We start from the raw sequence: 22,923 nt of genomic DNA, 5'->3' as shown, positions 1-22,923 counted from the left end.
AAAGCAGATGGGGTTTTGTTTTGGGCGGTCGAAAAGCGCAGGCGCAAGCGTGCTCATGCAGGACGACAACGCTGACGTGCGCCGTCGGGCACACCGCCTCCGGCTCCAATTCCCGTACTTGCCCCCAATCGCCCGACAAATTTGCACAGTTATTTCTGAACCAGACCACTAGAATAGGCACCTAACCTTTTTTAGAGTCAGAGCCCTATCTATGCCCGACCCGGTTGATACCCTCAAGGTGTCGGATTTACCACTGGACGACCTGGTTGCATGTCATGAGTGCGACTTGCTGATGCGCAAACCAACGCTTGCCCTTGGCGAAAAGGCCCAATGCCCGCGTTGCGGGTACGAGCTTTACGCTCACCGCCACAATGTCGTTGAGCGCAGCCTTGCCCTCGTGCTCGCCGCGCTGTTGCTGTACATCCCCGCGAACTTTTTACCCATCATGCAGCTCAATCTACTCGGGCAATCCTCTGAGGACACCGTGTGGAGTGGCGTTGTCGGTTTGTTCGATACCGGCATGCAAGGCGTTGCCGCCGTGGTGTTCCTGTGCAGCATGGGTATTCCCTTGCTCAAGCTGCTTTGCCAACTGGCAGTGTTGCTCAGCATTCGCTGGAAGATGGGCCGCAGTTACGGGCTGTTGCTGTACCGCATCTACCATCATATGAAGGACTGGGGGATGTTGGAGGTCTATTTGATGGGGGTGTTGGTAGCGATCGTAAAACTCGCAGATATGGCTTCTATCACAATCGGTCTGGGGCTAGCCTGCTTTGTCAGCCTATTAATGGTTCAGGTTCTGCTTGAGGTGGTGATGTCGCCGCACCAGATCTGGCAAGCACTGTCAGGAGAAGATGATCATGCGGGCGATTGATGCAGGCATTCTGATTTGTACCGAATGTCACGAACTGAACAAGCAAGAGCCGGATGCCGATGAGCAATCCTGCAGCCGTTGTGGTGCGCTGATCCATGCCCGCCGTCCCAACAGCCTCACGCGCACATGGGCATTGCTGATCACCGCGGCCATTTTATATATTCCCGCCAACCTGCTACCGATCATGACCATCAACTCCCTTGGCCAGGGTGATCCCAGTACCATCATGTCGGGTGTCATCCAACTGGTGCAGCACGGGATGTTCCCCATCGCCGCCGTGGTGTTCATTGCCAGTATTCTGGTGCCGACATTCAAGCTGGTGGGCATTGGTCTGCTACTGTTCTCGGTGCAGCGTCACCAACCGCTGTCCGCGCAACAACGCATCATCATGTACCGATTTATCGAATTCATTGGCCGCTGGTCCATGCTGGATATCTTCGTGATCGCCATCCTAGTGGCGGTTGTAAACTTTGGGCGGCTTGCCAGCGTCGAGGCCAACCTCGGCGCAGCAGCCTTCGCCAGTGTGGTGATCTTGACGATGCTTGCCGCAGTAACTTTTGATCCCCGACTGATTTGGGATAACACGGAGTCGGACGACGACCATGAGTGATTTGCCTAAAGCTAAAACCCGACCGGCCTCGAATTGGTCGGCAATTTGGGTCCTTCCCCTGATTGCGCTGATCATTGGTGGCTGGTTGGGATGGCGTGCCTATTCCCAGCAGGGCATTGAAATCCAAGTGCGTTTTGAAAGTGGCGAAGGTATCCAGGCCAACAAAACCGAAGTGGTCTACAAAGGTATGTCAGTGGGCAAGGTCAAGACCTTGGCCCTTGACGATGAGGGCAACAATCGCGGGGTGATTGCCACCATCGAGATGAACAAGGACGTCGAGCAATACCTCAAGACCAACACCCGCTTCTGGCTGGTCAAGCCCAGTGTCAGCCTCGCCGGTATCACCGGCCTGGAAACCTTGGTCTCAGGTAATTACATCGCTGCCAGCCCAGGCGACGGCGAACCCACACGCAAATTCAAGGCCCTCTCCGAAGAGCCGCCATTATCCGACGCCAAGCCCGGCCTGCACCTGACCATCAAGGCCGACCGTCTCGGATCGCTTAACCGTGGCAGCCCAGTGTTCTACAAACAGATCCAGGTCGGCCAGGTCAAAAGCTACCTGCTGTCCGAAGACCAGAGCACCGTTGAAATCAAGGTTTATATCGAACCAACCTACGCCAACCTGGTGCGCAAACACACGCGTTTCTGGAACGCCAGCGGCATCAGCATCGATGCCAACCTCTCTGGAGTGAAGGTGCGCAGCGAGTCCCTCTCCAGTATCGTTGCCGGCGGTATCGCCTTCGCCACGCCGGAGAACCGCAAGGATAGCCCTCCCACTGATCCGAGCCTGCCGTTCCGCCTGTACGAAGATTTCGACGCTGCCGCAGCCGGTATCAAGGTCAAGGTCAAACTTACCGACTTCGAAGGCTTGCAGGCCGGACGCACCCCGGTGATGTACAAAGGCATTCAGGTCGGCAGCCTGAAAACCCTGAAGATCGATCCAGACCTGTCCAGCGCCAATGCTGAGCTGACCCTTGACCCATTGGCCGAAGATTATCTGGTGCAGGACACCCAGTTCTGGGTGGTCAAACCGTCCATTTCCCTGGCCGGTATCACCGGGCTTGAAGCGTTGGTCAAAGGTAACTACATCGCCATCCGCCCTGGCGACAAAGGCAGTGCGCCACAGCGTGAGTTTGTCGCCCGGGCCAAGGCCCCGCCATTGGATCTGCGTTCGCCAGGCCTGCACATGGTGCTGTTCACTGACAACCTTGGGTCCCTGGATGTAGGCAGCCCGATTCTCTACAAGCAGGTCAAGGTAGGTTCGGTGCAGAGCTACCAGTTCTCGCGCAAGAACAAACAGCTGGTGATCGGCGTCCACATCGAGAAGGAATACGCCAATCTGGTCAACGGTTCGACGCGCTTCTGGAATGCCAGCGGCGTAACCTTGACCGGCGGACTCACCGGCGGCATCCAAGTGAAAAGTGAATCCCTGGCCAGCTTGATGGCCGGTGGTATTGCCTTCGAAACGCCGGAACCGAACGTACCGCTGAAAAAGCGTATTCCACGTTTCCGCCTGTTCGCCGACCGTGAGGCCGCCAACCAGCATGGCACCCTGGTGACCATCAAGGTCGACCGCGCCGATGGGCTGCGTCCTGGCACGCCTGTTCGTTTCAAAGGGCTGGATGTGGGCAAGATCGAGAGCGTCGACTTGAGCGCCGATATGCAGTCGGTATTGCTCGGCGCGCGTATCACCCAAGTTGCGGACCGCATCGCGCGCGTCGGCAGTCAGTTCTGGGTGGTCAAGCCTGAACTGGGCCTGATGAAAACCTCCAACCTGGAAACCCTGGTCACCGGGCAGTACATCGAAGTACAGCCTGCGGTGAAAAACGCAGGGCCACAAAAGAGCTTTGTCGCCCTGGACCAACCCCCTGAAACCGCCCACCAGGAGGCGGGCCTGAGCCTGGTGCTCAGTGCCGCGCGCCGTGGTTCGTTGAAGGAAGGTGTGCCGGTCACCTACCGTGAAGTCACCGTGGGCAAAGTGACTGGATATGAGCTGGGCCAGACCGCCGACCGCGTACTGGTCCACATCCTGATCGAGCCCAAGTACGCTCCCCTGGTACGCAGCGGCAGCCGCTTCTGGAACTCCAGCGGCTTTGGTCTCGACTTTGGCCTGTTCAAGGGGGCGACGGTGCGGACGGAGTCCCTGGAGACGCTGGTCGCCGGCGGCATCGCCTTTGCCACGCCCGATGGCGAGCGCATGGGGAGTGCGGCGCGGCCGCAGCAAACGTTCCCGCTGTTCGACAAGTTTGAAGACGAGTGGCTGACCTGGGCGCCTAAAATCCCACTCGGTAAATAGACCTGGGCGCCGCTATCGGGAGTAAGCCCCTCCCACATTTTGATTTGTGAGCGTATTCAACATGTGGGAGGGAGCTTGATCCCGATGGGGCCTCAAAGACGACGTAAAACCCAGCCCAAAAAAAAGGCCGCGATCGATCAGATCGCGGCCTTTTTGCATTTCAACGCCGAGCGTCAGACCTCATCCAATTCCGGCTCATCCGCCTGCACATTCACCGTGGCCTTCACCACATCGTGGCGGCGGATGTACTTCCAATCCGCCTCATCGATATAGATCCCGTTCGGTCCGCTGCCGCCCTCCAAGTCGATTGCGACCTGGGCTGAGACCTGCGGTTTCACACTGGCCAGGATCGGCACGAAGCCCAGTTGCAGGCTGGTCTCCAGCAATGCGGCCTGGTTCTTCTCGTCGATATCCGCGGCTTCATCGAGATAGTACGGCAGCCGTACGCGACCGGCCTGGTCGCGGTCCATCAAGTGCAGCAACAAATACATGTTGGTCAGCGCTTTGATTGTCATCGTGGTGCCGTTGGATGCGGCACCATCGATGTCGGTGTGGATCACCGGCTGACCATGCACCTTGGTGATCTCGAAGGCCAACTCGAACAAATCCTTGAGGCCCAACTGGTTATGGTTTGCCGCTACCAGGCGCGCCAGGTATTCCTTGGCCTCTTCGTTCTTGTTGTCCTGCTCGGCGCTCTGGCTGAGGTCGAACACTGACAGGGTTTCGCCTTCTTCATACTGACCGGCACTGTGGATGATCTGGTCGATATGCTTGAGGGCTTCCTTGTTGGGTGCCAGCACGATACGGAAGCTTTGCAGGTTGGACACCTGGCGCTTGTTGATCTCGCGGTTGAACAATGCCAACTGGTGCTCAAGGCTGTCATAGTCGCTGCGGATATTGCGCAGGGTCCGCGCGATATCGGTGACTGCCGCACGCCGTGCCTTGCCGAGGGTCAGTGCTTCATCGGTACGGTGCGCATAGGCGTTGATCAGCAGTTGCAGGCGACGCTCCACGTCATCCTCGCTGTCGAACTTGGCCACGCCCTTGAGGCGTACCTGGGCGTACAGCGCTTCGATCTGGCCATCAGCGCGCAGCAAGCCCTGCCAGCTGTCCTGATAGTCATTGAGCAGCGGCAACAGGTTGTCCATGGAGTCGTCGACCGGGTCCATGAACGGCGTGCCGAACGGCAAGTCCGCCGGCAGCAACTGACGACGGCGCAAGGCGTCATCCAGGGTGCGTTGCTTGGCTTCCATATCGCCGATCTGGCGACCGACCAGTTGCAGCTTGGCCGACAGTTGCTGGACACGTTCGGTGAACGCATCGCTGGAGCGCTTCAGTTCATCCTGGGCGGCTTCCATTTGCGCCAGCTGTTCCAGCTTCTCACCTTCTTCGGCGCTCAGGGTCTGCGCGCGGCGGAAGTCTTCGAGGGCTTTTTGTGCGTCCAGCACCTGCTGGTACAGCGCTTCAGTCTGGGTCTTGCTCGCGGCACGGTCAGAGGCCACGGCCTGCTGGGTCTTGAGCTGCTTGAGTTCTTTCTCCAGGCGTTCTTTCTGGTCACGCAATGCCGCGCGATCCGCCAGGGCCTGTAATGCCGGGGGCTCGATGTGCGAGATGTCGATGGACAGCCCCGGCACTTCGAAACGCTCGCCCTTGAAGCCATCCAGGATCAGTTCCAGGGATTTCACCCACTGGCCGTCCTCATCCAGCGTAATGCCGTGCTCGCCCAACGGCAGGCTGAACAGAGAACTGTTGAACAAGCGCATCAGACGCTCGACATCCTGCTGTGAGAATTCTTCACGCAGTTTGGCGTAGCTATTGTTATCCGCGTGATCAAGCTGCTGCTTGACCGACTTCAAGCGTTTTTCCAGGTCGCGCAGACGCTCATCCAAATCCTCGGCGCTGAATTGCCGTGACTGCGCCAGGGCGCCGGCCAGTTCATCGTGGGCATCCTTGGCCGCCAGCAGTTGTTGTTCCAGCACCTTGACGTCATCGACCAGGGCAAATCGATGCTTGAGCACCGACAGCTCGCCCAGCCAACGCTGGATACCGCTGATTTCCCGCTCCAGGCGCATCAGCTCCTGGGTGCCGCCGCGCTGGTCGTTTTGCAACGCGTCCTGCTCGTTGCGGTAGTGCTCGGCCTGGATGGTCAGCTCTTCCTTGCGCGCACTGGCGTAGTCCGACCAGGTGCCCAGCAGCGAATCCAGCAGCGGCGACAGGCGATGCAATTTGCCACGCAGGATGTCGCGCTGTTTCACACCATTGGCCAGTGCTTCAACCAGCGGTCCTGCGGCGACCAGGGAGTTGTAGTCCTGCTCCATGCGTCGCACGTCGCGGAAGGCTTCTTCACACGCGGCGATGTAATCGACACTGCCGGAGCGCAGGCTGTGCTCGAACGCATCGAGGAACAATTGCTTGAGCTTGGCCGCGGTGATTTCGCGCATGTGCAGCAGGTTGATAAACAGTGCGCGGAAGGTCTTCAGGCTCTGTTCGCTGGTGGAACGCAGCGGGATCAGGGTCAGGTCCAGCGGGATCGACGTGTGGCCGCCCACCAGCAAGCGACGCAGTTCGTCGGGCTTGAGTTCGTAGGCTTTCAGGCCCTCGCGCTCCAGGTTGGTGAACAGTTCTTTCTGACGCAGGCACGTGTCGTTTTTCTGGTAGTGGGCCAGGTCCAGCTTGCCGGCGTAGGCGAAGAACTGGTGACCAAAGCCGCCTCCCGGGCCGCGACCGACCACGCCGATCACATGCGGGCCGTGGGGCAGGGAGACCTCTACGAGGATGTAGCTGGTGTCGGTGGCAAAGTAGAAGCGCCGCGATTGTTCCAGGGTGTACTTGCCGAAACTCATGTCCGACATGCGCGCCAGGATCGGGAACTGCAAGGCGTTGATCGACGCGGATTTACCCAGGTTGTTCGCGCCGTACACCGACAGCGGCTCTTCCAGCGGGAACAGGCCCAGGCTGTAGCCGGCAGTGTTCAATAGGGCGAAGCGGCGGATGCCGTAGCGTTCCTTGCTCATGCGTCGGTCTCCTGTTCTTCGGCAATGGCGCGTGCCAGGGCGTCTTCTTCGCTTTCGTCGTCAAAATCACTCAAGTCCAACGGGTCATCGGTCTTCAGCAGTTTTTCATCGCTGTCTTCGTCGATGATCACCGGGGCAGGCAACGGCAACACGCTGTGCACGCTGGCCGCCAGGTCGCGGTCCTGCTGCACCGACAGGCACACATCGAGGAAGCGGTGCATCGGCGGCAGGAAGCGATAAATACCGTTGTCTTCGCTGGCAAAACCCAATTGGGTCATGCGGCGCATGATTTTTTCTTCGAGTTCTTCCTGGGTCTGCACTTCGGCCTGGATAAACAGGTCGCGGTACTTTTCCAACAACGAGGGCAGTTCGTCGCGGCCCAGGCTGCCACCGTCGAGCACGGCAATCGGGTCGCGGCCCTGGTCGGCCAAATGCTCGACGATGATGAAGGTGAACAACGCCAGGCGTTGGGCGGTCTTGTTCACCTGCGCGCTGGCAATGGCGGAGTCGGGTACGAAGTAGTAGAAGCCCCGGGTATCGCACACCAGCTCAAAGCCAAGGGCCTTGAACAGCGTGCGGTACTGATCCTGGAAATTCGACAGTTGCGCGTACAGCTCCGGGTCGCGGCGGCTGACGTGGTAACCCTTGAACAGCTCGCGAAAAATCGGCGCCAGCTGGGACAGTTCGGATAGATCAAGATGCATAAGGAGTGCTCGCAGAATGCTCGGCCGCGTCAGGGCTGGCCGGGAGCAGGGCGAATGAGCGCAGGCTGACCTGGTGCTCGTGTGTGTGGTAATCGCGGCGTTCCAGACGCTCGCGCTTGAAGCGTTTTTCGCGGGACAGGCGTGAGAACCAATACAGCAATTCGTCGGTGGCGCCGTCCGGCTCCTGTTCCAGCAGCCAGGTCATCAGGTCCGGCATCGGCAGCGCGTCTTCGCAGCGTTCGAGCATTTCCTTGACCGTGCGCGGTGCGCGCTGGGCTTCGCCTTTATGGGACTTGTGCGCCTTGGGGAAACGCGCCGGTTTCGGCTCGAAGTTCGCCAGGGCGTATACGTAGGCCTCGACCTGACTCGCGCTGCCAAGGAAGGTGCTTTGCGGCCGGGTAAACATCGGCATCGCGGCCTGCGGCACGGCATCCAGGCCTTTGCGGCGGATGGCCGATAGCGCGAGTGCTGCGCCACGGGTCACGGCGTTGTGCCGACGTGCTTCTTCACGCAGTGGCAACAGCAGTTCCCGTGCGTGACGCAAGGTCAGTTGGGCGCTGGTCTGCATCTCGAGAATGCGCGCGTGGGTACGCAGCAGCATGTCGTCGTCCACCAGGTGGCCGAGGCGCTGTTGCTCGGTGAGCATGCGCAGCAGCACATTCTCCACCTTGCGCACGCCTTGCTCGAAGGCGCCGTCGGCGTTCACCAGTTGGATCATCGGTTCGACGTATTCATCCCAGGTCGCCAGGACTTCGGCATAACGCTGGCGCAACGGGATCTGCCGGTCGCTGGTCTTGGCGCGGTCGGCCACGGCAGCGAGGGCCTGTTCGTCGTTGGCGAGTTTTTTCAGTACGTCGCGCACACGCATGTCCAGCAGGCGCAGTTGCCGCGCCAGGTCGTGGCCATCACGGATGTCGAAGGCGTCCTGGATATAACCGGCCAAGCGCTCGAGGTGGCGCAGGTAAGCTTCGATTTCCAGGCACAGGCCAAGCCGGTGCTCCTTGCGAAGATAGGCGAGGAAGTCGTGGATCTGCGCATTGAGCTCGAAACGGTTCGGGCTCTTGGCGACAGGTACCAGGATATCCAGGCGAATCCACACGTCCAGCAGGCTGGTGATGTCCTGGGGCGTGCTGTCCAATTGTTGGGCGGCCAGTTGTGCGCGCAACTCGCCCAGGCTCAGCGTGCCTTGGTCGAAGTGTTCGCACAGTGGCTCAAGTAGGGCCCAGTGTTCGGCGAGGGCGCGCAGGACGCGCTTGGGTTCGATCATGGGAATGGCCGGCTGGTTGGCGATTAAAAGTCGCGATTGTACTGCATCAGGCGCGGGATTTATCCACAGCCGGTCAGTGCGCAGTGGGCGATTGTTACCGAACAGCGGTAGAATCCCCGTTCTTTACTTATCCACAAGTGGCCGAGCTGTGCTTATCGAGTCCCGACGTCGCGCTTACTTGACCGCCATGCAGGTGGTCAACTGGCTGCCCCGCACCGAACTGCCGTTTGCCGCCCCGTCACGGCCTGAGTTGTTGCAGGCGCTCGAGCCCTATGAGGCGTTCGAGACCTCCGGGGAAGAAGCCGCTGCGCCCGTGGCGGTGGTCAAGCCAGAGCCGCCTGTGCGGCCGGTGGTGGAGCGCGCCAAGGTCGAGGTGCCACGTCCGTCGCCGATGGCCAAGCCGGTAGTCGCTGAAGAGGCGGCACCCGTGGTCAAGGCGCCGGTCGTCCCGCCACCGCGTTTTGCCCTGCAATTGCTACGGGCCGGACGTTGCCTGTTGCTGGTGGAACTGCCTACCGGCGAGCGCTTCCAGACCCGTGACCCGGCCTACATGCTGCTCAAGGACATGCTGCGCGCCGCCGGCCTGCCCGACAGTCCGCAAATTGTCGGCGACCCCGTGCGTTGGCCGCTGCTGGTGCGCGGCACGATGGACCAGGGCCCGGAAGCCGCGCGGGATTTTGTCCAAGGTTTTGTCTCGGCGCGTTTGGAAGACGAACCCTGTGTGTGCCTCTGGCTGATCGGCCTGCCTGCCGTGCGCTTTGCCGGTGAGGCCAATGCCGAGGCGTGGTACCGCGAGCTGCAGGTCGAAGGCCTGGGCTCGGTATGGGCCCTGCCGGGCCTGGAATTATTAATGGAAGAGCCACAGCGTAAGGCTGATGTCTGGCAAGCCATGCGCCGGCTGATGGCGCGCTGGAAAACAACCGATGAGTGAGGCTTTATCCTTCCGCCCGATGACCGAGGCAGACCTCGACGCCGTGCTGAAAATCGAATACGCGGCATTCAGCCATCCCTGGACCCGCGGGATCTTTCTCGATGGGCTGGGCAAATATCAGATCTGGTTGATGTTTGAAGGCGAGCAGCAAGTGGGCCACGGCGTGGTGCAGATCATCCTCGACGAGGCGCATTTGCTGAATATTACCGTCAAGCCGGAAAACCAGGGCCGTGGCCTGGGCCTGGCGCTGCTGGAGCACCTGATGTCTCGTGCCTATGCGGCCAACGCGCGGGAATGTTTCCTCGAAGTGCGTGACAGCAACACCGGCGCGTTCCGGCTGTACGAGCGCTATGGCTTCAATGAAATCGGCCGTCGGCGCGATTACTACCCGGCCGTCGGTGGGCGCGAAGATGCGGTCGTCATGGCCTGCACCCTGGTCGACTAAATACATAGCCCAATGTGGGAGGGGGCTTGCCCCCGATAGCAGTGGACCAGCCAGCTCATCGAGTGACTGACACACCGCCATCGGGGTGCAAGCCCCCTCCCACATCTAGGACGACGTTTTGTCAGCGGTTACCGTCTACCGGATCGATATCCGCCAGTTCGGCCTCATCCAGGCCGTTACCACCGCCAATTTCATCTTCGTTCACGATACTCAAATCGTAATCCGCCGGATTATCTTCGCCTTCCTCCCTGGCATCCCGCGCGCCATCCTCATGGATCAAGTTTTCCGGGGTCAAATCATCACCGGTCTGCGCGGAGGGTGCGTCCTCGTCAAAGTCCAGCTCGCGCATCGAGCCCATGCGATCTTCGTTGTCATCAATCGGTTCGGGCTGGGTAGCACCGTAGGGACGTCGTGATTCAGTCATGGCCAATCCTCATACTGTGGGGCTTATAGTGTGTGGACAGGCACTGCGCCCCAAAGATTCAAGCTGATTCATGTTTGTTATTCACCGGCAGGGCGTGACCCGGACGACGGGTTGTCAGTCACAAAACTGCGCATCATTCCTGAGGCTTTCCCTGATGAACGAACTACAAGACCTGCTTGATAACAACGAACGCTGGGCGGATGCGATCAAACAGGAAGATCCCGAATTCTTCGCCAAGCTCGCTCGCCAGCAGACCCCGGAATACCTGTGGATCGGCTGTTCTGACGCCCGAGTGCCGGCCAACGAGATCGTTGGCATGCTGCCGGGTGATCTATTCGTGCACCGCAACGTGGCCAACGTGGTGCTGCACACTGACCTCAATTGCCTGTCGGTGATCCAGTACGCGGTCGATGTACTCAAGGTCAAACACATCCTCGTCACTGGCCACTATGGCTGTGGCGGCGTGCGTGCATCGATGCAGGACCGCCAGTTCGGCCTGATCGACGGCTGGCTGCGCACCATTCGCGACCTGTACTACGAAAACCGTGACCTGCTGGCCCAGTTGCCGACTGAAGAAGAGCGCGTCGATCGCCTGTGCGAGTTGAACGTGATCCAGCAAGTGGCCAACGTCGGCCATACCAGCATTGTGCAAAACGCCTGGCACCGTGGGCAGAGCCTGTCGATCCATGGTTGCATCTATGGCATCAAGGATGGCCGCTGGAAGAGCCTGAACACCACCATCAGTGGCTTTGAGCAACTGCCGCCGCAATATCGCCTGCGCCCGTTGGGCGAAGCCTAACGGTATTCGGGGCCGCGCTTGCTCTCCAGCACGCGCAGCCCCTCGGCGTTTATCTGTTCCTCTCGGCCTTTGATCCAGCCCCGGCAGTTGGGCGCGCCACAGTGGCAGGCAAATTGATGGGGCAAGATGTCGCCGCTGTCGGCGTAATCGATGGTCAGCCAGCTTCCGACGGCAATCGGCACCACGGCCCATAGCTCCAGATAGTGGGTGTCGAAATAGACATTCGGGCTGCAAGAGTGACGCAGCAGGCCGCAGAACCATCGGTCGTACAGATGAATACGCGATGAGATCTGGAAGGTGTGCTGGCGCCGCTCGCTGAGGGCGTAGCCCGACACCTTGGCAATGCGCGTTCGGCTGTCAAAGGCGACACGGGCCTTGATCCCCGTGGGGTCGCCGTTTCGGTTGCGCACCACTTGAAACTGGCGGGTTGAGGGGTAGCCGCGCTCGAACAGCGATGTCGCAAAGGGATAGAGGCAGTCAGTCGCAACAGTTTTAGCCTTATCCATGGCTTGAGTCTTCATAACTCTCCTTGGTAGGGCTGCATCGACCTGCGGATGGTGTCTGACTGCCAGTCTTGCAGCGGATGGCCCGGCTCAAGACTCGCTTAAGATTGAACCGATTTCTACTGTCAGAGTTGACAGTAGAAATCGGTTTTTTTGCGCTCTAGAGCGCTGGAATGCCGATCGATGGGGTGGGAACGGCGTTTTTAAGCTGTTTGAGCTGTGACTTGATCGCGGGCGTGGCGCATTTGGCATTCGCCTGTTCGGGGCTCAGGTTGCGCACCGAGGTATAGAACAATTCACAGGTCTGTTCTTTGCGCGTGACCTGCCAGGTGTTCATGCATGCCTTGAGTAGCACATTCGGATCGCTCGCCGGTTTTTGCCCCATCCCGGCTTGCCAGCAGGCGGCACTCAGGTCCTGGCCCATCACTTTCAAGCCTGCTTCGTCAGCCTTCTGCTCGTCGCCGTCATAGGTGTCGGGGCTGGCCGCATACCAGATGTAGCTGGGATGGTTGGAGCCCAGGACCGACACGGTTTTACCCGCTTCCGGGCTGATTTGCGCCAGGCCCAGTACCCCCACGGTTTGCCCGTATTGTTGCTTGATCCAGCTGCGCACCGGCGCGCCGAACGCGACCATTGGCAATGAGCCGCTGGGCCGCACGCTCAGTTCCTTGACCATGCGGGTCTGGTAGTCGGTGAAGTAACCGTAGACGCTCTCCAAGTCCTTGCCGGCGTTGGACGGTGCGGCGATGGGCGCGATGTCGATGATGGTCTGGTAGGCCGGGGTTTCGGTGGCCGGTATGCCATTGTCGGTGAGCAAGGTGGCCCAGCGGTCGGTGGTGGCCGATTCCAGGTAATCCTGGGCCTGGGTCAGTGAGTAATCCGGGGGGAAGTGCAGCAGCTCAATGCTCTTGCGGTTTTCCAGGGCCATGCCCAACGGCAGGAACAGGTACCAGTTGTAGGCCCACTTGCCGTCGACGTTGAGTTTGCTGGCGCCCCGGTAGGCCAGGTCGGCGGTGTCGAGCAGTGCCGTCAGCGGGTGCCCGTAGCTGTCGGGTACGCCACTGAAGGTCGCGACGACCTGGCCCTCATGGGTTTTGACACTGACCTTGGCCCGACTGTAGCCGTCGCGTTGCAGGCTTTGGTTCAGGTAATGCTCGACGGTCTGCTCCAGCGTCCATGGACGAAAGCAGATCACGTTGCAGTTATTGGGGTAAGCGAACAACTGGGTCACCCGTTGCGGGCTACCCAGGGGTACTTCGATGTCGGCCTGTACCACCGCACTGGCCATCAGTGCGGCCAGGGCGAAGGACAGCCTGGTCGATTTGAACATACTTGATTCCTTGTCAGCGAAAGCCCGTCTGCGCGGGATGAAAGCCCACCTCCACACAGTAGCGGCTGACCGGGAAAACCGCGTCCTAAATCGTCGGGTGTGTCGTTATTGGATAAGCCGTCCTACACGCTGAACTGCAAGGCATTGCTCAAATCGCCCATGGGTTTCTGGCCGCGGGCAATCATTGCGTCATCCCGCTGCTTGAGGCCGTCCAAGGTCTCCAACTGGAAGACTCGGGTAATCAGGCGCAGGATCGACGCCGTGTCGTACACCGTATGGTCCACCGTGCCTTTGCGCGCAAAGGGTGACACCACCAGCGCCGGCACTCGCGTACCAGGGCCCCAGCGGTCGCCCTTGGGCGGAGCCACGTGGTCCCACCAGCCGCCGTTTTCATCGACAGTGACCACCACCACCATGTTTTTCCACTGCGGGCTCTCCTGCAGCACCTTCAGGGCACGCACGATATGGCGGTCGCCGGAGGCCACGTCGGCATAACCCGCGTGCATATTGAGGTTGCCCTGGGGTTTGTAGAAGGTCACGGCGGGGAGCTTGCCCGCCTCGGCGTCGGCGAAGAACTTGTTGGTGCTGGATTCGTCGCCCAAGCCCGCGTCGCGCAGGCGCTTGTCACGCTCCGCACGGTTTTCGGGCCCTTGCTGCTTGAAGTAGTTGAACGGCTGGTGGTGATACTGGAAATTCGGGATCTTCGGAATGCCGCCCGAGTCCTTGAATTGGTCCAGCGTCGCCTGCCAGGCCCCGGCGTACCAGGCCCAGTCGACGTTCTTTTTCGATAGCTTGTCGCCGATGTGTTCGTGGGTCTGCGGCACCAGCACGTTGGGCAGGTCGGCTTTGGCGTAGTCCGGGTTTTCCGGGTCGCGAATCCAGGTCGGCCAGTAGGGTGGGGCCAGGGTGTTCACGCCGTAACCGTCAGGGGTCAGCGCACTGGGGCCGAACTGTGGCGGGCCGGTCATGGCGCTGGCCGGGGATTTATCCAGGGGTTTGAGGCGCGGGTCAGTCGGATCATCGCTTTGCAGCGTGGCGATCTGCGCCTTGGCCACCGACTGCGCGGCATTCGGATAAAACGGCGCGGTGGCGCTGATCAGGTACTGGTGGTTGAGGAACGAACCGCCGAAGGCACCCTGGAAGAAGTTATCGCAGAGCACGAACTCCTTGGCCACGTCCCACAAGCGTAGGGAATAACGGCTCTGGGCGTAATGCCCCATCACCAGGCCACCGGAGTCGGCCCAGGCAACGAAACCATCGTTCTTGCCGCCGTTGATCTGCATCTGGTTCTGATAGAACACGTGCCACAAGTCGCGGGTGACCAGGCTCAAGGGCAGGTCTTCGGCGTTCGGGCCCTTGAGGGCGAACGGGGCGTTGGGCAGGTTTTCCTGGAATTGCACTTCGCTGGGGTAGGTCACCCCATCCACGCTTTGCGGGCCGACCTGCAACACACCGCCCCAGACGGGGGGCAGGGTGGTCAATAAGCTGCCGTCGCGGTCGCGTTGCTGCGTGTCGGCGGCAGAAAGCGCCGACAGCGGTTTCTCAACGCCGGGGAAGTCCGCAAACAGATTGTTGAAGCTGCGGTTCTCGGCATAGATCACTACCACGGTCTTCACCTGGTCGTGCAACGCCTTGTCCAGCTCCTGCGGTGTGAGCGGGCGTGCCACTGGCTTGCCCGGTGCTTCGCTGCCATTGCCGCACGCACTCAAGGTCGCGCCAACCCCCAGCACCGCCGCGCCCCCCAGGAAGCGCCGACGGCTGGTATCTACCGGCGGTTGGGCGATGGAGTCGGGGGCAGGGCGGTCTTCGTGATCGTCACTCATTGCGGGGAGTCCTTGCTGGCGAGATGTTGCAAGATATTTCGCAGGACGGTAGCAATGCAATGTGACGAAAGGAAGACAGGCGGGTGTCAAGGGATCACGGCAGACGCAATGCCAATTGGCTACCAGCCCGCAAGTACTCCACCTGCGCCGTCAGCGCATCCTTGACGATGGCTTCGCCTGTGTCGGTCAGTCTGGTTTTTTTGCATCAATGACACTGGTTTGCAGGAGTTGCATGGCGACATCCATGGCTTTTTGGAACGCTGTCACGTTGTTATGCCGGCCGAACGCCTGGACAACTGCACTCATGCGACGGTCAGCATCGTCGCGCAGGGCCTTGTACTCAACGAAGGAGACGTTGTCATCCCGATTGATGACGGCCTAGGTGTTTCAAAAGACCCTGCCGAATCTTCCCGATACTTCGCCAGGGCATTAGAAATGCTGTGATGAGCTTCATATGTCTACAGGAGGCGAGCGCTGCTAGACTGGCTCGATAATGGCTGTCACCGAGGTGAACCGTGAAACCTTCAACTGCCCTTGACTTACAGCGAGCCGCCGTCAGAGAAGTGGTGGGCCGTTTTCGCATCTCAAATCCCAGGGTGTTTGGATCTGTGTTACGAGGTACTGACGTAGAGGGTAGCGACCTTGATCTTTTGGTCGACGCCCCCCCCGGAACCACTCTTTTTGATCTGGGTGGGCTTCAGGTCGAGCTTGAGGATCTGCTCGGGGTCAATGTTGACTTGCTGACGCCTGCCGATTTGCCTGTGAAGTTTCGCGCAAAAGTGTTGGCAGAGGCTCGGCAGATATGACCTCGAACCGCCTTGGGGATTATTTGAATCACATCAGGCAGGCCGCAACTGACGCGATCACCTTTGTCGAAGGCTTGAGCAAAGAGGAGTTTCTGGAAGACAGGCGTACTCAACAAGCAGTGATCATGAGTTTGATCATCTTGGGTGAAGCGTCGACAAAAATCATGGATCAGCACCCGGAGTTCACGGTGGGTCATCCACAGATTCCTTGGCGGAGCATGCGTGGAATGCGCAATCGGATAGCCCACGGTTATTTCGATATCAACCTTGATGTGGTTTGGGACACAATCCAGAGCGCATTGCCCGATTTATTGGCGCGACTCCCCAGTGCCCCTGCATGAATGCACCTGTTGCAACAACAGGTGCGTCACCCGCAGATTAAGGCATCACCGGCGGCAAATACTTCAACGTCGTCCCCAACGCCCACAACAAAAACAACACCAGCGGCGTGTGCACCAGCAACTGCACGAATGAAAACCCGATCAAATCCCGCGCCTTCAGCCCCAGCACCCCCAGCAACGGCAGCATATAGAACGGGTTGATCAGGTTCGGCAGTGCTTCGGCGGCGTTGTAGATCTGCACCGCCCAGCCCAGGTGGTATTGCAGGTCATTGGCCACTTGCATCACGTAAGGCGCTTCGATGATCCACTTGCCGCCGCCCGACGGGATAAAGAATCCCAGCACCGCCGAGTACACGCCCATCAACAGCGCGTACGTATCGTGGGAGGCGATGGAGGTGAAGAACGTCGAGATGTGGTGCGCCAGGGTCTGGCCGTCGCCGCCCTTGACCACGGTCATCAGCGCGGCGATCGAGCCGTACAGCGGGAACTGGATCAGCACGCCGGTGGTTGTCGGCACGGCGCGGGCCACTGCATCGAGGAAGCTGCGCGGGCGCCAGTGCAGCAGCGCCCCGACCATGATGAACAGGAAGTTATAGGTGTTCAGCCCCGAGATGGCGCTGATCGCCGGCTTGGTCGAGAACTCATGGAACAGCCAGCCGGCTGCCAGCAGCGCCAGCAGGATGGTCAGCAACGGGCTGTGTTCCAGCCATTCGCCAGGGCGGGTCGGGGCTTGCGGTTTGGGCAGGTTGAAGGCCGGGTCGACGCCGCAGGCCTTGGCGTCACGTGCGCTGTTCGGACCGGGGGCGGTGGCGTAGGCGATGATCAGCGACACCACGATCAGCGCCAGCAACAGCACGCCCGATTGCCACAGGAAGATCGTGTCAGTGAACGGGATCACCCCGGTGATCGACAGGATCGACGGCGGCAGGCTGGCCGGGTTGGCCTGCAATTGCGCGGCCGACGACGACAGCCCCAGCGCCCATACTGCACCGAGGCCCAGGTAGGCCGCCGCGCCAGCCGCGCGGTAGTCCATGCGTAAATCCGTACGACGGGCCAGTGCGCGCACCAGCAACCCGCCGAACACCAGGGACAAGCCCCAGTTGAGCAAGGAGGCAACCATGGAGATCAACGCCACCCACGCCACGGCCGAGCGACCGTTCCTGGGGATGCGTGCCAGGCGATCAATCAACTTCACCGCCGGCGGCGAACTGGCCACGACATAACCGCCGATCACCACAAAGGCCATCTGCATGGTGAACGGGATAAGGCTCCAGAAGCCATCTCCAAAGGCTTTTGCGGCTTCGGCGGGGGCAGCGCCCATGCCCAGGGTCGCCACAGCCACAATGATCACGGCGAGCGCGGCAAACACCCAGGAGTCAGGGAACCAGCGCTCGGCGAAGTTTGAACAACGCAGGGCAAATCGGGCATAGCGGCTTTCTTCGATAGCATTGGCCACGAGTCATTCCTCTTGTATTTATTATGGTTTTGGCAGTTTTACGGCATGTTCCGCTACGGCCATTGATATGGGAATGCAGTTATCTTCATCGATCCATGAGGAAAACAAATATATCCGCCGCGATTGCCATCAACCGGCTCAGCTCATAACCTGCACGCCATTTTGTTTGCCTGCCGAGCCTCAACATGACTGCCACCTCTGTTCTACAGGCGCAGCGTTTTTCTCGCTCCGACTACAAAACCCTGGGCCTGGCCGCCCTGGGCGGAGCCTTGGAAATCTACGACTTCATTATCTTCGTGTTTTTCGCGCTGACCCTCAGCCAACTGTTCTTCCCGCCCGAAATGCCCGAGTGGCTGCGCCTGCTGCAAAGCTTTGGCATCTTCGTCACCGGGTACCTGGCGCGGCCGCTGGGCGGCATCCTGATGGCGCACTTCGCCGACCATCTGGGGCGCAAGCGCGTGTTCAGCCTGAGCATCCTGATGATGGCATTGCCCTGCCTGCTTATCGGGATCATGCCAACCTACGCGCAAATCGGTTATTTCGCACCGCTGATCCTGCTGGTACTGCGCGTATTGCAAGGCGCAGCGGTGGGCGGCGAAGTCCCCAGCGCCTGGACCTTCGTCGCCGAACATGCACCACGTCATCACCGTGGTTACGCGTTGGGCTTCCTGCAAGCCGGGCTGACCTTCGGCTACCTGCTTGGTGCGCTGACGGCCACGTTGCTGGCGCAGGTCTTCACCCCGGCTGAAATCCTCGACTACGCCTGGCGTTTCCCCTTCCTGCTCGGCGGCGTATTCGGCGTGATCGGCGTCTGGCTGCGCCGCTGGCTCAGCGAAACCCCGGTGTTCCTGGAAATGCAGGCTCGCCGCCAAGCCGCTGCCGAACTGCCGCTGCGCACCGTATTGCGCGACCATCGCGCCGTCTTGCTGCCGGCGATGATCCTTACCTGCGTGCTCACTTCCGCGGTGGTGGTCCTGGTGGTCATCACCCCGACCATGATGCAGAAAACGTTCGGCATGACGCCCAGCCACACCTTCGCCTTGAGCGCCCTGGGCATCGTGTTCCTGAACATCGGCTGCGTGCTCGCCGGCCTGTTGGTGGACCGCATCGGCGCCTGGCGCGCGGTGCTGGTCTACAGTCTGCTGCTGCCGGTGGGTATTTTCGTGCTGTACGCCAGCCTGATCAGCGGCGGCATCTGGCTCGGCGCCGCGTACGCGCTGGCGGGCTTGAGTTGCGGTGTTGTGGGCGCGGTGCCGTCGGTGATGGTCGGCCTGTTTCCGGCGCAGGTGCGAGTATCGGGGATTTCCTTCACCTACAACATCGCCTATGCAGTGTGGGCGAGTACCACGCCGCTGATGTTGATCGCGTTGATGCCGACCAGCCCCTGGATTTGCGTGGGGTATTGCGTGGTGATGGGCGCGGTGGGGGTTGGGAGTGTGGCGCTGTTTGGCAAGCGCCACACCTTGACTGCCTGAGCGTCAGGTCAAGAAGTGCCACAGCAGCAGCGTACCGACCAAACCGACGACTGACACAATGGTCTGCAACACCGACCACACCCAAATCGTCTGCTTCAACTGCAGGCCAAAGTACTCACGGACCATCCAGAACCCGGCGTCGTTGACGTGGCAGAAGAACACCGAGCCGGCGCCGATGGCCAGGGCCACCAATGAGCTTTGCGTCGCCGCCAGCCCAGCCATCATCGGTGCGAGGATGCCGGCGGTGGTGGTGGTTGCCACCGTGGCTGAACCGGTGGCCTGGCGCAGGGCCACGGCGATCAGCCAGGCCAGCAACAGATACGGCATGTGCGCGCCTTCGGCGACCTTGCTGATGGTCTGGCTGACGCCGGCGTCGAGCAAGGTTTGCTTGAGGCCGCCGCCGGCACCGATGGTCAGCAGCAGTACGGCAATAGGTGCGAGGGCCTTGCGCAGGGTGTTGCCAACATCGGCGCGTGGCATGCCGGCGGCCCAGCCCAGGCAAACGACGGCGGCGATGACCGCCAGGCCAAGGGCAATCAGCGGTTCACCGAGGAACTTCAAGGTCAAGCCGAGCGTGCTGTCGCCCGGCAGCGCGACTTTGGCCAGGGTGCTGCCGAGCATCAGAATCACCGGCAACAAAATGATCAGCAACGATACGCCAAAGCTCGGCTGGCGCGGGGCCTTGGGCGGTGCGCTGAACAGCGCGCCGATGTCGGCCGGTTCATCCACGTGCAGGCGCTTGGACAACCAGTTGCCATACAGCGGCCCAGCCAGGATCACCGCCGGCACCGCCAGGCAGAAGCCCAGCAACATGGTCAGGCCCAGGTCGGCGTGCAACGCGCCCACCGCGATCAGCGGCCCTGGGTGCGGTGGCATCAGGGCGTGCAGGGTGGTCATGCCCGCCAGCGCCGGGATGGCGATTTTCAGCAGCGGCTGGTTCGAACGTTTGGCCATCACGAAGATGATCGGCACCATCATCACCAGCCCCACTTCGAAGAACAGCGGTAGGCCGATCACCATGGCCACCAGCGCCATTACCCACGGCAATGACTTGCCCTTGCCCAATCCGAGCAAGGTGGTGGCGATGCGGTCGGCCGCGCCGGATTCGGCCATCAACGCGCCGAGCATCGAGCCCAGCGCGATGATGATGCCGGCTTCACCGAGGATTGCCCCGGCGCCTTTGCTGAAGGCTTTGGCAACTTCTTCGGGCGGCAACCCGGCGCCGACACCCGCGATAAAGGTGCCGATCAGAATCGACAGGAACGGCGGCAACTTGGTCGCGCTGATCAGCACGATGATGCTGGCGATGGCCAACAGGACGCAAAACATGAGGCGGGTGTCGTGAACCATCCACGCAGCAGTCGATAACACCAAGACGGGACTCCTTATCGAACAGGTTGGGAAATATGTTTCTTTTTGTTTCCTGCTCGAAAAGCATACCTGATACAACTGTTCCAGAGCGTTCAAGTGCACTTTTGGTGCACCAAGGATGACGCGCTGCTGGCGCGCGGATGACAATTTTGCAACCTGTAGCGGTGACGTTGGCCTATAGCGCTATGATCCGCCGCACCCGTCTCAAGAGGATTTTCCATGAGCGCAGGACATAGCCACGCCCAGGTACGCGCCGGTCACGAACGGTTGTTATGGATCGCCCTCGGCTTGACCGGCAGCTTCATGATTGCCGAGGTCATCGGCGCGTTTATCACCGGCAGCCTGGCGCTGTTATCCGATGCCGCACACATGATGACCGACGCCCTGGCCCTGGGCATTTCCCTGGTGGCGATCCAAGTGGCCAAGCGCGCCGCCGACCGCAAGCGCACGTTCGGCTATGCGCGTTTCGAAATTCTCGCGGCAGCGTTCAACGCGTTGCTGTTGTTCGCCGTTGCGTTCTACATCCTCTACGAGGCGTATCAACGCCTGCGTGAACCCGCCGAGATCCAGTCCACCGGCATGCTGGTGATTGCCGTGCTGGGGTTGATCGTCAACCTGATCGCCATGCGCCTGCTCAGCGCCGCCAGCGGCGAAAGCCTGAACGTGAAGGGCGCCTACCTGGAGGTCTGGAGCGACATGCTCGGCTCCATTGGCGTGATCATCGCGGCGGTGGTGATTCTGTTTACCGGTTGGGGCTGGGTCGACTCGCTGGTCGCGGCCGCGATTGGTTTCTGGGTGTTGCCCCGCACCTGGACGTTACTCAAGGAGAGCATGAACGTGCTGCTGCAGGGCGTGCCGGACGGTATCGATATCGATCAGGTGGAGCAGGCTATTCGCAGTGTGCCTGGGGTCAAGGACGTGCACGACCTGCATATCTGGGCGCTCACCAGTGGCAAGAACGTGCTGAGCACACACCTGGTGGCGGATTCGGCGTCCGGCACGGAACAACACATCCTCACCCAGGTGACGGAATTGCTGCATGAGCAATTTGATATTTCCCATGCGACGGTCCAGGTCGAAGGCGACGGCTTTGAGCATGACGAACATGACGAGGTGCATGCCTGATCCTGGCTAACGGATTTGTAATGTTCTGCCCACCGCCCTGATAAGTACCGAACGCTACAGTGCCCCGGCTTGGATTTATCCGCCATTCATGGGCCTGGAACTTTCGTTATGCCAACGTGTGCAAGAACATTACTGTGCTCGCTCGTCCTGTTGCTGGCGACGGCGCAAGGGGTCGGTGCGCAGACCCTGACCCTCGACTCCGCCCTGCAAACAGCCTTCGCCAACAACCCGGACCTGGCCGCCGCGCGCTGGGAAATCGGGATTGCCGAGGGCGCTCGCCAACAAGCCGGCCTGATCCCCAACCCCGTGGCATCCTGGGATGCCGAGGACACCCGCCGCAGTACCCGCACCACCAGCGTCAAACTCAGCCAGACCCTGGAGCTGGGCGGTAAGCGCGGTGCGCGCATTGATGTGGCCACCCGCGCCCAGGACGCCGCCGCGCTGAGCCTGGAACAGCGCCGCAATGGGTTGCGCGCCGATGTCATCGAGGGTTACTACGGCGCCCTGCGCGCCCAGGAACGCCTCGACCTGGCGCAACGCTCGCTGGCCTTGGCCGAACGCGGCCTGGTGGTCGCCAACGGTCGCGTCGCCGCCGGCAAGTCGTCGCCGGTGGAGGCCACTCGCGCCCAGGTGCAGTTGTCGGAGATCCGCCTTGAATTCAACCGCGCGCAGATGGGCCTGACCGACGCCTATCGCCGCCTCGCCGCCAGCACCGGCAGTGCGGCGACCGACTTCCAGGCCGTCGCCACCCAAGGCCCTGCCACACCGCCACTGCCGCCCGCCGCGCACTTGCTGGCGCGCCTTGAACAGACCGCTGAACTGCGCCTGGCCGAACTGCAGATCCTGCAGGGCGAAGCCAGCATTGGCCTGGAAAAAGCCCAGCGTATTCCCGACCTGGATGTGTCCATCGGCAGCCAATACGACGCCAGCGCGCGCGAGCGGGTGAACCTGGTGGGGGTGTCAATGCCGATCCCGTTGTTCAACCGCAACCAGGGCAACGTGCTCGCCGCCACGCGCCGCGCCGACCAGGCCCGTGACCAGCGCAATGCCGCCGAACTGCGCCTGCGCACCGAAACCCGCCAGGCCCTGGACCAGTGGCAAACCGCTAATACCGAAGTGCGCGCGTTCAACCAGCAGATCCTGCCCGCCGCCCAGAGCGCGGTGGACGCTGCCACCCGCGGCTTCGAGATGGGCAAGTTCAACTTCCTCGACGTGCTCGACGCCCAGCGCACCTTGATCGCCGCGCGCACCCAATACCTCACGGCGACCGCCCAGGCCACCGAGGCCTGGGTACGTATCGAACGGATTTACGGCGACCTCGCCCGGTTCTGA

The 22,923-nt window shown here is 60.9% G+C and carries 20 protein-coding genes and 1 pseudogene; 11 read left to right on the top strand and 10 right to left on the bottom strand.

From position 1 onward, the window contains the following. Positions 1-211 precede the first annotated feature (211 nt). Genes AC1Q6I_RS27955 through AC1Q6I_RS27945 form a run of 3 tightly spaced genes read left to right on the top strand, consistent with a single transcriptional unit; the run spans position 212 to position 3,777 of the window. Complete coding sequence (locus AC1Q6I_RS27955; RefSeq protein WP_069075247.1) at positions 212-871, top strand: paraquat-inducible protein A; 660 nt, start codon at positions 212-214, stop codon at positions 869-871. Beyond that, positions 858-1,481 (top strand): paraquat-inducible protein A, encoded by a 624-nt coding sequence (locus AC1Q6I_RS27950; protein ID WP_024073211.1) that lies wholly within the window; start codon positions 858-860, stop codon positions 1,479-1,481. Before AC1Q6I_RS27955 ends, AC1Q6I_RS27950 begins: the two co-directional genes overlap by 14 nt. Next, positions 1,474-3,777, top strand: a complete 2,304-nt coding sequence (locus tag AC1Q6I_RS27945; protein ID WP_024073212.1) for a PqiB family protein — start codon at positions 1,474-1,476, stop codon at positions 3,775-3,777. Before AC1Q6I_RS27950 ends, AC1Q6I_RS27945 begins: the two co-directional genes overlap by 8 nt. Before the next feature lie 173 nt (positions 3,778-3,950). Here AC1Q6I_RS27945 and mksF read toward each other — a convergent pair whose 3' ends face one another. The 3 genes from mksF to mksB are packed head-to-tail and all read right to left on the bottom strand — an operon-like array spanning position 3,951 to position 8,762. Then, a complete protein-coding gene (gene mksF / locus AC1Q6I_RS27940; protein WP_024073213.1) occupies positions 3,951-6,791 on the bottom strand; it encodes an Mks condensin complex protein MksF in 2,841 nt (946 codons plus the stop codon). Further along, positions 6,788-7,495 (bottom strand): Mks condensin complex protein MksE, encoded by a 708-nt coding sequence (mksE, locus tag AC1Q6I_RS27935; RefSeq protein ID WP_024073214.1) that lies wholly within the window; start codon positions 7,493-7,495, stop codon positions 6,788-6,790. Before mksE ends, mksF begins: the two co-directional genes overlap by 4 nt. Beyond that, complete coding sequence (gene mksB, locus AC1Q6I_RS27930) at positions 7,485-8,762, bottom strand: Mks condensin complex protein MksB (RefSeq protein ID WP_069075245.1); 1,278 nt, start codon at positions 8,760-8,762, stop codon at positions 7,485-7,487. The genes mksE and mksB overlap by 11 nt, the downstream gene beginning before the upstream one ends. 187 nt (positions 8,763-8,949) lie before the next feature. On the opposite strand from mksB, the gene AC1Q6I_RS27925 reads away from it, so the two are divergent. Both AC1Q6I_RS27925 and rimI read left to right on the top strand, forming a co-directional pair. Continuing rightward, positions 8,950-9,693, top strand: coding sequence for a hypothetical protein (locus tag AC1Q6I_RS27925; RefSeq protein WP_051448866.1), 744 nt, complete (start codon positions 8,950-8,952; stop codon positions 9,691-9,693). Next, positions 9,686-10,138, top strand: coding sequence for a ribosomal protein S18-alanine N-acetyltransferase (gene rimI, locus AC1Q6I_RS27920; RefSeq protein WP_003188286.1), 453 nt, complete (start codon positions 9,686-9,688; stop codon positions 10,136-10,138). Before AC1Q6I_RS27925 ends, rimI begins: the two co-directional genes overlap by 8 nt. 121 nt (positions 10,139-10,259) lie before the next feature. On the opposite strand, the gene AC1Q6I_RS27915 is transcribed toward rimI, so the two are convergent. Further along, positions 10,260-10,562 (bottom strand): hypothetical protein, encoded by a 303-nt coding sequence (locus AC1Q6I_RS27915; RefSeq protein ID WP_024073217.1) that lies wholly within the window; start codon positions 10,560-10,562, stop codon positions 10,260-10,262. 154 nt (positions 10,563-10,716) lie between these two features. Between AC1Q6I_RS27915 and can the strand changes: the two genes are divergently transcribed. After that, entirely contained in the window at positions 10,717-11,361 is a 645-nt protein-coding gene (gene can, locus AC1Q6I_RS27910) for a carbonate dehydratase (RefSeq protein WP_010213394.1), read from the top strand. Here can and AC1Q6I_RS27905 read toward each other — a convergent pair. The 4 genes and pseudogenes from AC1Q6I_RS27905 to AC1Q6I_RS27890 form a co-directional block, all read right to left on the bottom strand. Further along, positions 11,358-11,882 (bottom strand): SET domain-containing protein, encoded by a 525-nt coding sequence (locus tag AC1Q6I_RS27905; RefSeq protein WP_024073218.1) that lies wholly within the window; start codon positions 11,880-11,882, stop codon positions 11,358-11,360. The two genes, can and AC1Q6I_RS27905, sit on opposite strands and share 4 nt — an antisense overlap. 142 nt (positions 11,883-12,024) lie before the next feature. Further along, positions 12,025-13,194 (bottom strand): hypothetical protein, encoded by a 1,170-nt coding sequence (locus AC1Q6I_RS27900; RefSeq protein WP_024073219.1) that lies wholly within the window; start codon positions 13,192-13,194, stop codon positions 12,025-12,027. A 122-nt stretch (positions 13,195-13,316) separates the two neighbouring features. Further along, positions 13,317-15,017, bottom strand: coding sequence for an acid phosphatase (locus AC1Q6I_RS27895; RefSeq protein ID WP_102624509.1), 1,701 nt, complete (start codon positions 15,015-15,017; stop codon positions 13,317-13,319). A 94-nt stretch (positions 15,018-15,111) separates the two neighbouring features. Next, positions 15,112-15,389: pseudogene (locus tag AC1Q6I_RS27890) on the bottom strand (hypothetical protein). Between the two features lie 143 nt (positions 15,390-15,532). Between AC1Q6I_RS27890 and AC1Q6I_RS27885 the strand changes: the two are divergent. Both AC1Q6I_RS27885 and AC1Q6I_RS27880 read left to right on the top strand, forming a co-directional pair. Next, a complete protein-coding gene (locus tag AC1Q6I_RS27885; RefSeq protein WP_024073222.1) occupies positions 15,533-15,823 on the top strand; it encodes a nucleotidyltransferase family protein in 291 nt (96 codons plus the stop codon). After that, positions 15,820-16,164 carry a HepT-like ribonuclease domain-containing protein gene (locus tag AC1Q6I_RS27880; protein ID WP_024073223.1) on the top strand — a complete coding sequence of 115 codons (345 nt, stop codon included), beginning with the start codon at positions 15,820-15,822 and terminating at the stop codon, positions 16,162-16,164. The genes AC1Q6I_RS27885 and AC1Q6I_RS27880 overlap by 4 nt, the downstream gene beginning before the upstream one ends. Positions 16,165-16,201: 37 nt before the next feature. On the opposite strand, the gene AC1Q6I_RS27875 is transcribed toward AC1Q6I_RS27880, so the two are convergent. Beyond that, positions 16,202-17,620 (bottom strand): short-chain fatty acid transporter, encoded by a 1,419-nt coding sequence (locus AC1Q6I_RS27875; RefSeq protein WP_024073224.1) that lies wholly within the window; start codon positions 17,618-17,620, stop codon positions 16,202-16,204. A gap of 185 nt (positions 17,621-17,805) precedes the next feature. Here AC1Q6I_RS27875 and AC1Q6I_RS27870 point away from each other — a divergent pair, with 185 nt between their 5' ends. Beyond that, a complete protein-coding gene (locus tag AC1Q6I_RS27870) occupies positions 17,806-19,095 on the top strand; it encodes an MFS transporter (protein ID WP_102624508.1) in 1,290 nt (429 codons plus the stop codon). Positions 19,096-19,098: 3 nt separating this feature from the next. Here the strand turns inward: AC1Q6I_RS27870 and AC1Q6I_RS27865 are convergent, their stop codons facing one another. Next, positions 19,099-20,469, bottom strand: a complete 1,371-nt coding sequence (locus AC1Q6I_RS27865) for a GntT/GntP/DsdX family permease (RefSeq protein WP_102624507.1) — start codon at positions 20,467-20,469, stop codon at positions 19,099-19,101. A 216-nt stretch (positions 20,470-20,685) separates the two neighbouring features. On the opposite strand from AC1Q6I_RS27865, the gene AC1Q6I_RS27860 reads away from it, so the two are divergent. Then, positions 20,686-21,591 (top strand): cation diffusion facilitator family transporter, encoded by a 906-nt coding sequence (locus AC1Q6I_RS27860; protein ID WP_024073227.1) that lies wholly within the window; start codon positions 20,686-20,688, stop codon positions 21,589-21,591. A 108-nt stretch (positions 21,592-21,699) separates the two neighbouring features. Further along, positions 21,700-22,923, top strand: a complete 1,224-nt coding sequence (locus AC1Q6I_RS27855; RefSeq protein ID WP_146015767.1) for a TolC family protein — start codon at positions 21,700-21,702, stop codon at positions 22,921-22,923.

It is taken from the genome of Pseudomonas sp. MPR-R2A5, assembly GCF_058793055.1.
Note: the sequence above shows the minus strand (reverse complement) of the source record. Positions and strands in the feature narration are given on the sequence as shown.